This window comes from Streptomyces sp. ActVer (assembly GCF_027270795.1).
GTDB classification, from domain to species: Bacteria; Actinomycetota; Actinomycetes; order Streptomycetales; family Streptomycetaceae; genus Streptomyces; species Streptomyces umbrinus_A.
This window is the reverse complement of the sequence record NZ_JAPWHT010000052.1, coordinates 24288-35491: the sequence shown is the minus strand read 5'-3', so window position 1 is coordinate 35491 and position 11204 is coordinate 24288. Positions and strand designations below refer to the sequence as shown.

The 11204-nt window shown below is 63.8% G+C and carries 13 protein-coding genes and 1 pseudogene; 10 read left to right on the top strand and 4 right to left on the bottom strand.

What is annotated here, in order from left to right:
- From O3Q52_RS11765 to O3Q52_RS11755, 3 genes and pseudogenes are all read right to left on the bottom strand, one after another.
- A pseudogene (locus O3Q52_RS11765) lies at positions 1 to 209 on the bottom strand (hypothetical protein); the annotation flags it as partial.
- A gap of 151 nt (positions 210 to 360) precedes the next feature.
- Positions 361 to 1008 (bottom strand): hypothetical protein, encoded by a 648-nt coding sequence (locus tag O3Q52_RS11760; RefSeq protein WP_269648730.1) that lies wholly within the window; start codon positions 1006 to 1008, stop codon positions 361 to 363.
- A 61-nt stretch (positions 1009 to 1069) separates the two neighbouring features.
- Entirely contained in the window at positions 1070 to 1675 is a 606-nt protein-coding gene (locus O3Q52_RS11755; RefSeq protein ID WP_269648729.1) for a hypothetical protein, read from the bottom strand.
- Between the two features lie 162 nt (positions 1676 to 1837).
- On the opposite strand from O3Q52_RS11755, the gene O3Q52_RS11750 reads away from it, so the two are divergent.
- Together O3Q52_RS11750 and O3Q52_RS11745 are read left to right on the top strand one after the other, a co-directional pair.
- The gene (locus tag O3Q52_RS11750) at positions 1838 to 2491 is read left to right on the top strand and encodes a hypothetical protein (RefSeq protein WP_269648728.1); all 654 of its coding nucleotides are present in this window, start codon (positions 1838 to 1840) and stop codon (positions 2489 to 2491) included.
- A gap of 20 nt (positions 2492 to 2511) precedes the next feature.
- Positions 2512 to 3528, top strand: a complete 1017-nt coding sequence (locus O3Q52_RS11745) for a hypothetical protein (RefSeq protein ID WP_269648727.1) — start codon at positions 2512 to 2514, stop codon at positions 3526 to 3528.
- 103 nt (positions 3529 to 3631) lie between these two features.
- On the opposite strand, the gene O3Q52_RS11740 is transcribed toward O3Q52_RS11745, so the two are convergent.
- Positions 3632 to 3922 carry a winged helix-turn-helix domain-containing protein gene (locus O3Q52_RS11740; RefSeq protein ID WP_269648726.1) on the bottom strand — a complete coding sequence of 97 codons (291 nt, stop codon included), beginning with the start codon at positions 3920 to 3922 and terminating at the stop codon, positions 3632 to 3634.
- Positions 3923 to 4174: 252 nt separating this feature from the next.
- Between O3Q52_RS11740 and O3Q52_RS11735 the strand changes: the two genes are divergently transcribed.
- The 8 genes from O3Q52_RS11735 (at position 4175) to O3Q52_RS11700 (ending at position 10864) form a co-directional block, all read left to right on the top strand.
- A complete protein-coding gene (locus tag O3Q52_RS11735) occupies positions 4175 to 4351 on the top strand; it encodes a hypothetical protein (RefSeq protein ID WP_269648725.1) in 177 nt (58 codons plus the stop codon).
- Positions 4348 to 4719 carry a hypothetical protein gene (locus tag O3Q52_RS11730; protein ID WP_269648724.1) on the top strand — a complete coding sequence of 124 codons (372 nt, stop codon included), beginning with the start codon at positions 4348 to 4350 and terminating at the stop codon, positions 4717 to 4719. Before O3Q52_RS11735 ends, O3Q52_RS11730 begins: the two co-directional genes overlap by 4 nt.
- 319 nt (positions 4720 to 5038) lie before the next feature.
- Entirely contained in the window at positions 5039 to 5710 is a 672-nt protein-coding gene (locus tag O3Q52_RS11725) for a hypothetical protein (protein WP_269648723.1), read from the top strand.
- Entirely contained in the window at positions 5701 to 6795 is a 1095-nt protein-coding gene (locus O3Q52_RS11720) for a hypothetical protein (protein ID WP_269648722.1), read from the top strand. Before O3Q52_RS11725 ends, O3Q52_RS11720 begins: the two co-directional genes overlap by 10 nt.
- Positions 6796 to 7917: 1122 nt before the next feature.
- Positions 7918 to 8217, top strand: a complete 300-nt coding sequence (locus O3Q52_RS11715; protein WP_269648721.1) for a hypothetical protein — start codon at positions 7918 to 7920, stop codon at positions 8215 to 8217.
- Positions 8217 to 9527, top strand: a complete 1311-nt coding sequence (locus O3Q52_RS11710) for a hypothetical protein (protein WP_269648720.1) — start codon at positions 8217 to 8219, stop codon at positions 9525 to 9527. The genes O3Q52_RS11715 and O3Q52_RS11710 overlap by 1 nt, the downstream gene beginning before the upstream one ends.
- 93 nt (positions 9528 to 9620) lie before the next feature.
- Positions 9621 to 10223 carry a hypothetical protein gene (locus O3Q52_RS11705; RefSeq protein WP_269648719.1) on the top strand — a complete coding sequence of 201 codons (603 nt, stop codon included), beginning with the start codon at positions 9621 to 9623 and terminating at the stop codon, positions 10221 to 10223.
- Positions 10220 to 10864 carry a hypothetical protein gene (locus O3Q52_RS11700; protein ID WP_269648718.1) on the top strand — a complete coding sequence of 215 codons (645 nt, stop codon included), beginning with the start codon at positions 10220 to 10222 and terminating at the stop codon, positions 10862 to 10864. Before O3Q52_RS11705 ends, O3Q52_RS11700 begins: the two co-directional genes overlap by 4 nt.
- The last annotated feature ends 340 nt before the right edge of the window (positions 10865 to 11204 follow it).

The window sequence follows — 11204 nt, the reverse complement described above, 5'->3', positions numbered from 1 at the left end:
TCGTCCCGGAACACATCGGCGGTCTTGCCCACCATCGTCAGGACGGCATCCTCATCCGCCATCCCCTTCACCAGGCGGAGGGCGTCCTGCACGTCGTCGGCGAAGTCGTGCAGGTTCTTCGCCAAGGACTTGACCCGGTCCGGATCGCCCGGCGTCGGATCCTTCTCCAGGTCCAGCACATGCCAGTCCGTCGGCCGATAACCCGCCATCACGCAACCCCCGTCACGCCAACCCCGTCAACCACACATACGCACAAGTGAAGTTACTGGCTACGGGCGTTCGATGGAAAGGTCACGATGGTGGCGTGGGCTGCCGCGCGGCTACGACGACCCGCCGCCGCCCCGCCACCGGCTCGCTCCGCTACTCCGCGAAGCGGAACGTCGACGTGATCGCGTCGAAGATGTCGAAGAACGAGTCGGCGAGGTCGAGCACCTGGCTGCTGCCCGCGACGAGGGCGACCTTGCCCTCCTGCCCCGGGACGGGGATGAACGTTTGCATGAGCACGGCGCGGATGGTGCGCTTGAGGGCGTCGTCGGGTACGGGGATGTCCTCGATGCCGTACGTCCGCGCGGCCGTGCCGACGCCCGGGATGTCGACCGTCGTGACCTTCCGCCACGCGTCGCCCTCCTTCTTGGCTTCACGCACGGCGAGCTGGCTCGCGATGACCTGCGGGTCGGTGGAGAGGGGCTCGCCGGCCTGCGTACGCCCGCCGACGAGCGAGACGGTGATCGAGCCGGTGATGGGGGTGTCGCCGCCGAAGCTCTCGGCCATGCAGCCGCAGTACAGCGCGCCCGACTTCCAGGCGTCCGCCGCGGCCTTCCGGAGGAAAGCGGTGTACGTGTCCTGGTGCTTGGCCAACTCGGGCTGCTGCCGCACCCGTTCGGCCACCATCCGCCGGATCGAGTCGTCCCGCGACTCGGGCCGCACGTCGAACTCCCACCACGACTCCGGAACCTTGATCCGAAAGCCGCCGCGCTCGATGGTGAGCGTCTCCATGTAGCGGGCCATGTTGGTCGCTCTCCCCCGGTTCCGAAGCAAACTGCAGATGCAGACTGATGTGCGCGCAAGCCTACGAGGCCGCGTACGCGTGGTCCCATCGGCTCATTCGTACGCTCCCCCAGGTGCCCATCGCCACGGCGGCGAGGACGAGGCCGGCGATGAGTCCTCCGTACGAGTCGGACTCGACGTCGGTCACCGGGCCGGCGGCGCCTTCGGGGTCGTACCGGACGCGCAGGATGTCGCCCTTCGACACCGAACGGCAGCCATCGCCCTCGGAAAGCCTCGGCGAGATCCTTGTGCCGTCCGCCCGCCGCTGCAGGGTGCACTGGTCGGTTTTGGCGTCTTCTATTCCCACGACCGTGGCCGTCGTCCACCGCCCGCGCTCCGCGAGCGCCGACTGCTGCCCGGCCTCACCCGCCACGACGCCCAGAGCCACGCCCGCGACCACCGGAACGATGAGCTGCCACGCCATCTTCCGCCGGGCACGCGGAACGCGCCGCAGCCCGAGCATCGGGACGAGCACCGTCGCCAGCGGCAGCAACAACCACGCCGTCAGTACAGCCGCCCCGCCGACCCAGGACTTCAGCGGCAGCGCGGGGGCGAGCCAGCCGAGTCCTGCGGATCCGAGGGCACAGGTGAGGCTGAAGGCGAGCCAGCGGGCGGTCTCTTTCGACATTCGGTCAGCCTAGGCCCGGATGTCCGGAGCGCTCGTCACAGCCAAATCACCCCACCCAGCCCATACGGGAATCAGCGGGACACATTCGCTCTGGCGAAACCGTTGGCCCCATGGATACCGTCACTGCTCTTGACTGAACCTAAATCTCACGGGGAGTCCACTGTGAAGCGCCGCACTTTGCCCGTTGCTGCCGCGTTGGCCGCGACCGCAGCCCTACTGCTCACGGCTTGCGGCGGCGGGGATGACAAGTCTGACGACAACGACAAGATCGCGGGTGCCGACCAGGCGTCCAAGGAATCGGCTTCGCCGAGCGCGGAAGCATCGGATGCTGTCGAGCGCCCCACGGTCACGCTTCCCAAGGACGTCAGCAACGTCTTCGAGAGCTGGAAGGCGGGCGACGCGACAAAGGACGCGGTACTCGCGGACGTCACCCGGCGGATCAACGCCACGGACGCGTCCATCACGGCCGGTGAGCCGGACTCCGAGGCGATCAAGTTCTACTACAAGGGTGACGCCCTCATCGATGCCGTCGAGTGGGTCCAGGGCTACAAGAAGGACGGCAAGTCGATCACAGGGACGACGCGCTACTTCAACCCTGAGATCAAGATCGCGGACAAGGACACGGCCGCTGTTTCCTACTGCTCCGACGAGAGCAAGGCGTACGACAAGGACCGGAAGACGGACAAGGCCGACAAGACAACCGTCACCAAGAACTCGTACGTCACCTACAGCGCCCGCGTCCAGAAGAACGATCAGGGTGTCTGGCAGACCACGAGTCTGCTCTCGGAGAGGGGGAACGCGAAGTGCGCTCCGTGACATTGCGGGGCGGATGGTTCGTGACGGGAGTAGCGGCCACCGCGTTGGTACTGACTCCCGGCACCGCATTCGCCGACAAGGGCGGCAACAACGCACAGGGCAGCGGCAAGGCCCAGACCAGTGGCGGACAGGGCGGCGGCGCCATCGACTCCCTCGTCACCTTCAGCGGCAGTACCGGCGGCGGGGGCAAGGCAAAGACGGGCAACGTGCGGCCCGTCGGCGACTGGGACCCGCCGGCCTGCTGGTACGAGCCCCGTACGGCGGACCAGTTCGGCAAGTACGTCGAGGACACGTACAACGAGACGGTCAACTACCCGGGCCAGCACAGCTACGCCAAGACGGCTGTGGGCCAGTTCAGGGACAGGTACAAGGACGGCGAGTACAAGGACTACAACAAGGATGTGGCGGACGAGGGCAACTGGTGGGTCGCCGTCCGTGACGAGGACCGCTGGATGGAGCCGGCAGCGCAGGTCTGCGACGAGCAGCCGTTCTGGGTCGAGAACGGTGCCGACCCGGGCGTCCCCAACGCGGTCACCCCACAGGTCCTCGCCGAACTCGCGTACAACCGCCTTCAGCTCCCCGAAACCGAGGTCACGCTCGCTCCCGAGGCGAATACCAAAGTGAACCTCCCGACGTGGGCCTGGCTGGACGAAGCCACGTTCAAGGAGGTCGACGTCACCGCCGAGCTCAACGCGGGCGGCCTCAACATCCAGGCCACGACCACCGCCAAGCCGGTGTCTCTCAAACTGGAGCCGGGCACGGCGGACGCCGAGACCTACCCCGCCTCCGGCGAGTGCGCGATCAACAACGACGGTTCGATCGGTGAGCCGTACGCCAAGGGCAAGTCAGACGAGACACCACCGTGCGGCATCAGGTACCTACGCTCGTCGGGCGACGGAACATTCAAGCTCCAGGCCACCGTCACCTGGGAGATCAGCTGGACGGGGACCGGCGGCGCGGGCGGCGACCTCCCCGACGGCACCTTTGGCGCCGACCAGGAGATCACCGTCCAGGAGATCCAGTCGGTCAACCGCTGACGACAGCGACACAGAAGACCGAAGCCGGGGGCGTACCAAGACGATTGGTGCGCCCCCGCCATCGATCCGGTCGGGAACGATGGTCGCCCCGCTCCTTGAGCTGCTACTGCTCCTGGCCGCTGCCTACGGGCTCGTCGGCTTCGGGATACGCGACGAAGGTGCCCTTCGCGGGGAGCGTGACGACGAGGCCGCGTTCGCGGAGTTCGCGGACAGCTCGGCGGGCGGTCAGATTGGCCACCCCGTACTCCTCGGCCAGATCCCGCTCCCCGAGCAGCCGAGCGCCGGGGCGAAGCTCCCCCTTGGCGATGCGCTCAGCGATGTGATCGGCAACCTGCATATATAGGTACGCGATCTTGTTCGGGTCGATCAGCGGCTGCTCTGAAGCTCCTGTCATATCGAACACCGTACGACTGCCTTGAGCTGCACTGCTCTATGGATAACGCGATACCGCTATGCACCGCGCGTACGCGAGTTATAACGTGGCATCTTGCAAGTAGAACCCCGGCGACGGAGGCAACCGTCCCGGGGCGCGGCCGACGCTAATCACAAACCAGGAGCGCCAACATGCTGGACACTACCCTCCGACTCCTCTCCCGGATGCTGAGCATCTGCACCCCCCCGCCCCCGAGGCCGCCACCGGCCCGGAGTGATCCCTCCCCTCCGGTTCACCCCCGCCCCACCGCCCCGCTTCAGCGGAGTCCTCCGCGGTCGCGCCGCCGAACACCGCCGTCAACGCGACCGCCGCCGTGCCCTCTATCTCGCCACGCTCGGCATCGACATCGGCCCGGACCGCATCCACGGCATCCCGGTGACCGCCCGGTGAAGCGCCCCGCCGTACGGATGTGCGCCCGCTGCCACCGCACGACGAGCCACCCGGTACTCGTCCACGAGGTGCGGGCGGCGACGGGGCCGGGCTTCAACGTGTACGCGTGCTCCGAGTGCGCCGACCTCTACCCGCCCATGACCGACGTACGGGAACGCCCTCGGACCACTCCAGACAGTTCACGCCGCTCCAGCCTCACTCTCCGCGTCTACACGGTCAACGCGGACGGTGCCGTGACCGGGGATCGGGGCAAGGCCGAGGTCCGGACCGCCGGTCGGGGCGATCCACTCCCGCACACATCGGCGTACCCACCCTGCAGGTGCCCGCGCTGCCGGACCCAGGAGCAGTGCACGACTCAGGAGACCTGATCCCGGCAGGGATGCTGTTGGCGAATCCGCCGGGCGAAGTAATTGTCGCGAGAGTCCCAGCGACACGCCGGGTTCACGGCGTGTCGGCGGGACTCACGACCCACTTGCTGAAGCTCTGACGGGATTCGCCAACAGCGTCCGCCGCCCCGCACTCGGGGCCGCTGTGGACCAGACACGATCAGGCAACAAGAGCCGTCCGCTTGCCCCGATTGATCCGCATCCGACCAGCCGTGCAAGGAAGTTCGCGGTAGCGAAATCGATCGCCCCACAGATACCGTCAGTGCTCTTGACTGCACTTTTGTCTCACGGGGAGATCACTGTGAAGCGCCGCTCTTTGCCCGTTGCTGCCGCGCTCGCCGCGACCGCAGCCTTGCTGCTGACGGCCTGCGGAAGCGGGGACGACAAGTCCAGCGACAACGACAAGATCGCGGGCGCCGACCAGGGGGCGGAGACGCCGAAGGAGTCGGCGGAGCCCTCGGGAGCACCGGCCGAGGACAAGCCGGACGGTGTGGACGTGTCGCTGCCCGCGGACATGGACCTGGTCTTCGACTGGGACAAGCCGAAGAACAAGAACGAGGCGGCGGCGATGGATGATGCTGCCAACTACCTCCGCGCCATCTACCGGGGCGTCGACAAGCGCACGACCAAGGACGCGGCCGTTGCCGCCTACGCCACCGGCGAGGGGCTCAACTACGCGAAGGTGCAGATCAACGAATGGATCAAGGGCGGCTGGACCGCCACCGGTACCCGCCGTCACTACGACGCCACTACACGGTCCGCACCGAACGGCAAATCCGTCGAGGTCGCGTTCTGCGCGGACACCGGAAAGTTCCTCGGCAAAGAGATCAAGACCGGGAAGGTTTTGGAGGCCAAGCCCAGCATCAAGGACTTCGGCTACTACAAGATCATCATGGTCAAGCTCCCTACGAGTGAGGGGCTGTGGCAGGCATCCAAGGTGTTCGTCGAGACGGGGGCGGAGAAGTGCCAGTGAACCGATCACCGCGTACAGCCCTCGGCAACGGCATTGCCGCCCTGGCCATCGCGTTCGGCTCTCTCATTCTCACGGCCCCCAACTCCGCAGCAGAACCGGTGGATTACGGCAAGGGCGGCGGCACGGAAGGCACCGGCGGCGGTAGCGACGACACCGGCATCTACGCCGCAGCCCGCATCCAGTACTCCGGCGCCGTCGCCAAGAGCGGCGGCAGCGGAAACGTAGCCTCGTCCGACGTCAACTGGACGCCGCCACCCTGCTGGTACGCCCCCTACCTCGGCGCCAAGGACTTCAAGAAGAAGATGTCCAAGGACATCGACACCTCGAAGAACACGCCCGGCATGGGCGGCACCGCCGGCTCGGCCATCGGCGAGATGGAGCGCCACTACGAGGACGACTACGGCTGGACCGACACTCCCGGCTACAAGGACTACAACGTCGAGAAGGACGGCGAGGGGATGTTCTGGGCCAGTGTCGAGAACCCCAACGAGCCGGACTACCTCAAGCGGACCGCCTGCTCCGAATTGCCCTTCTGGGTCGACAACGGCGAGGCCCCGCCGCCGCGGTACGAAGAAGCCATCACTCCGGAGATGCTCGCCGCCCTCGCGTACCAGCACATGGAGCTCCCCGACACCGAGGTGACACTGGCTCCCGAGGCCATCACCAAGGTGAACCTGCCGACTTGGGCCTGGCTCGACGACGCGGCCTTCGACGAGGTCCAGGCGACGGCAGCCATCAACGTGCCCGGTTTCAACATTGAGGCGACCACGACCGCCACTCCCAAGTCGCTGACCCTCGACCCGGGAACCGAGGACGCCACGACCATCCCGGCCAACGGCGAATGCCCCATCGTCGACGGCAGGATCGGCGAGCCCTACGCCAGGGGCAAGGCCAGGGAAACCCCGCCTTGCGGCATCGTCTACGGCCGCTCCTCCAACGGCGGAACCTTCCCGCTCAAGGCCTCCCTCACCTGGGAGATCAGCTGGACCGGCACCGGCCAGGCCGGCCCGGTGGGCCTGCCCGACGGCACGATCGAGGCCGTCCAGGACATCACCGTCCAGGAAGCCCAAGCCGTCAACCGCTGAGCGGAGCAAGGGATACGCGGCCGGTTCACACCCCACGGAACCGGCCGCGGCTCGCACCGACCGCTGTTCCCTCTCCCCACTGAAGACCTGCAGAAGACCGAGGTCCACGACTGCCCCGTGATGTAGGTCGCCCCCGGCACTCGCGCGCGTGCAGTGCCGTCGTATCGGCTCCCGGACGGCGTCCGGCCGGGTGCGGTACAGACCTCGTCCCGACCAGCCGACGGGCGCTCTTCCTCGGCACCCGAAGTGGAATTCCCAGCGAAGCCGAGGCCCTGAGCAAGTATCCACGGAAGTCTATGACTCAAGCCCGGCGAATGGAGTTCAGCGAGGTCGGCCGCGGACGTACGCGTCACACTCGCCGACCAGTCTTGAATCCGTCTCTCTTCACCGGTAACCCGGACAGCGCCGACAGGCTCGTCGGAATCCTTTGCGTAGACGAACAGGCAGTACCTGAAGCCCGGTGACCCCACGCCAGGACAAGAGCGCTCGACGACACCCCCTATGAAGGCGGCTGCGCAAGCTGTGCGCCAGCCACGATCGAGTTACGAGCGCAACCGATTTGCCCCGATTTACTTGCACGCGCCCAGCCTGGTAGGGAAGTTCGCTGTGGCGAAACCGATCGTCACACGGATACGGTCGTTCCTCTTGACTTAGCCTTTGTCTCACGGAGAGCCCACTGTGAAACGCCGCACTTTGCCCGTTGCTGCCGCGTTCGCCGCCACCACACCCCTGCTTCTGACCGCGTACCTCGGCGCAGACGGCAAGTCCAGCGGCAACGACAAGATCGCAGGTGCTGATACAGGCGACACAGACGCGTTCACCTCACCCGTGTGTGCACTCACCCCACCTCTTGCGCACGCCGACGTGGATCTCGGTAGCGGCAATGAAGGAACCGCCCTCAAGCAGGAGGGTTCGAACAACGGTCTCGCTCCGAGAACGAACTGGACGCCGCCCGTCTACCGCTATCAGCCGCGATCTGCCGGCACCCACAGCCCAGAAATGCGACGAGCAGCCCTTCTGGATGGAACATCGGTGCCCTCAACATCCAGGCCACCACCATCGCCAAGCCTGTATCCCTGAAATCCAGTCCATCAATCGATAAAGAATACCTGGGGGAACTCCGTGGCTGGGGACTCAGATCTCATCGTCAATGTCGACCTTCTTGTCTCATCCGAGAGCAGCCTCAAGACGCTAAAAAATGAATTCGAAGGTCTCGACAAACGAAAAGACTCAATGGAAAAGGAATGGGGAAGCGGACAGATCGCCGACGCCATGAGCGACTTCGTGGACAACTGGGAAAAGTATCGCGAGGAGCTCTTGGGTAGCATCAAAACCGTCCAAAAGTTGGTGACTTCGACAATCGACTCGTTCACAGGGCTGGACAAAGAGCTCGCTGATTCCACCCGCAAGGGGAAGAAATAATGGCCGCGAACAGCAAGGTGCGCCCTCGCGACTGGCATCCGCTTGCCGAATCCGACCCGGTTCCAGGAGATCCCGAAGACATTCGCTCAGAGGCCGCACACTTGCGCGGCGTGGCGAAGAAGCTTCGCACGCAGGCAAAAACCCTCAAGAAGATGAGCGAAGACGACGAGCTCAAGGGTAAGTACGCCGGAAAGCTGCGCGACGAATCGAGCAAGCTCGAGAAGCAGCTACGCGAGGTGGCGGGGCGGTACGAGCGGGTTAACGGACACCTCGACAAATGGGCAAATGACCTCGAGGACTGCCAGGCCGACGCTGACGCTCTGCTGAAAAAGGCCAAGCAGAAGGAAGAAGAACAGAAGCCGGCAGGGGACAAGAAGGAAAAGGGTGACGAGAGTGACCCGTATGGCAGCGAAAAACGAGAGCTTGAAAAAGTAACTGGCTATCGCGATGACCGCGCCGGTACACACGCCCGCAATATCCGTGAGGGAATCGATGACGTCATCAAGGACTCATGGTGGGAAGGCGTCGTCGACTATGTAAAAATTGCCGTCGACATCTTGAGTTGGACTGCCACTATCATCGGCCTGGTCGCGCTTTTCATTACGCCTGTCGGATGGCTCGCAATGATTGCCACGATAGCCACTGGCCTGGTCATGGCTGCACACGTGCTCTTCGCCGTCACAGGAGACGGGTCCTGGATGGACGTTGGAATGGATGCATTTTCCCTGTTGACCATGGGACTTGGAACCAAAGCTCTCACGGGCCTCAAGGGAATCCAGGCAGTCATGCGAAAAGCATCGGCCAAGGAAGCCGGGAAAGTCGCAAGAGCTGCAAAGGGAGCAGAGAACAACAATAAGATCAATAACGCCATCAAGAGTGCGGACAGGCAGACCCGGAAAAGAACGACAAGCAAGAAGAAAAGGCGAGGCGCAGAAAGAGCGCTCGGTAATCTCCAGAAACAGAAGCAGGCGGCACGAAATGAGGCAAGAGCAGCAGAACGGGGCAGGGATCTGCCAGATTCCGGCCGTCGCGATCTTGCAGCATCGGGCGGAGACAAGGAATTCGCTCAGCATTACAAGGACATCCAGCACATGCGGGCGAGCAACCCCAATTCGCCAGAAGTATTGAAAGCCAGCCAAAACGCAGAAGTGTATCGGGATCGATTTCGGATGGCTTTCGGAGCGGGACTCGCAGCCGACCTGGGTGACAAGGGCCTCGGGACCAGCGACATCTGGGAAGGCAAGCCCTATGTGGAGGGCTATAATGACACGAAAGAACAATTCACGGTGCAGCGCGGATCTGATTTCTGAAGACCTCTACGTAGGCGCATCGGCCAAGTACTCTCTAGACTGAGGAATAGAGTGAAACCCACTCCCCGTACATCTGACACGACCGACGTACGAGTGGAAAAGGCCCCGGTTGGATACTCCATCATCCTTCCTCCAGGCTGGAAAAGGATCCCGCTCAGAAACAAGCGCGAAATGGAGTCGGCGGCCGATGAGCTCGTGGCCGCCGCATGCAGGCAGGTTCCCGAAAATCTCCCCCGAGATTTTGTTGCGCGGTACCGGCTTGAGGTACGAAGGCGCCTTGGCGTAGGCATCAAGAACGCCCGGAAGAGCGGTGGCCTGGATTTCTATCTTCCTGTTGCGCAGCCCGGTGAACCACTCATCGCCGCATCCTTCGTGGTGGGGGAGGTAAGTTCTGCTGACTCTGATCGCGGCCAGTTCCTCACAGCAATGACGTCAGGCGCGGGCTACGAACCTGTCGACGTCGACGATTCACCAGGCGTCCGACGCGAACTGGTCATGGAAGCAGACCCGACAGAAAACATAGAAATGAGTTCACGACGCGTTGACTACGTGGTTTCCGTGCCCAAGAATCTTGGACGGTGGGTGACGATTTCCTTCTCCACCATGGGAGGCGGCGACCCGTCCGACGACCTCGCGGACGCCACCGTCTCCCTCTTCGACGCCATCGTCACCACCTTCCGTTGGAGTACTGAATGAGCTGGCTGGAGATCGACTATGACGAGGACTTCTGGCTTGAGGTGCCACTGCGCTGGACCATTGGCGCAGTGGAGCCCTGGGAGGAAGACGAAGATTCACGGACACCACGGGAGTGGGCGACGGAAACAGCGGAACTATGGTGGGACGAATGGGACGAAGATCCCGGAGAGGGCGGGATCGAGGTACTGGCAGATACCTTGGTGGGCTGCGTTGAGCGCTACCCGAAGATGTTTCCCGGGTTCGAGGTTCTCTTGTACCTGCCAGCCCCCGACTCGATCCCTCTGCCCGTTTTCGTCAGTGATTTCCAATCCACGGGCAAGGAAGAGCCGGAGTTGCGCCGCGTCACACTTGCCGACGACGAGAAGGCCATTGAGAAGCCCATCGTCGAGGACTTCACGACCGAGTTCCTCGGGACCGGCTTGCGCGTGCTTCGATATTCGGTCGAAGATGAGAAAAATGTAGTGCTGTCAAGCCTACGCTACGCATGGCGCAATGAAGAGCACGGACGGGATGTAGTAGTCATCACGGCTTCACCCGCTCCGGCGCAGATCCTGAGCGCGTTGGACGACATTGACGACCTGGCTCACAGTATCGCGCTGCGCCACAATGACTACATCGCACCGGAGACCGAGGGTGACTGAATTCGCCTCCTACCAGTGATCGACATAACCACACCCAAACCTAGTGGCCTGGAGGCCGATCGACATGTCTTGGATTCCACCAGGAGCCGTGCCCGAGGGTGCACGCAGGGCCTTGTTTTTCAGCGGTGGAATTATGTCTTTGTTCGGAAGTGTGTGGCTGCTGGCCACCACACCGTTCGGAAGATTCACCATCATGGCGATTCTGCTCGCAGCAGCCGGCGCCGGGCTCCTGCGAAACTGGTGGACGTCGCGATAGTCCATGGCCTGACAACCCGAGCCGACTTCTCACTCAGCCATGGCAATCAGCATGCGGAAAAGCTCCGTCGGCCGACGAAAACGC

Coding starts and splice junctions, on each gene's coding strand:
- O3Q52_RS11755 (WP_269648729.1), bottom strand. CDS start 1,675: ATGTCGAAAGAGACCGCCCGCTGGCTCGCCTTCAGCCTCACCTGTGCC.
- O3Q52_RS11760 (WP_269648730.1), bottom strand. CDS start 1,008: ATGGCCCGCTACATGGAGACGCTCACCATCGAGCGCGGCGGCTTTCGG.
- O3Q52_RS11710 (WP_269648720.1), top strand. CDS start 8,217: ATGGCCGCGAACAGCAAGGTGCGCCCTCGCGACTGGCATCCGCTTGCC.
- O3Q52_RS11740 (WP_269648726.1), bottom strand. CDS start 3,922: ATGACAGGAGCTTCAGAGCAGCCGCTGATCGACCCGAACAAGATCGCG.
- O3Q52_RS11700 (WP_269648718.1), top strand. CDS start 10,220: ATGAGCTGGCTGGAGATCGACTATGACGAGGACTTCTGGCTTGAGGTG.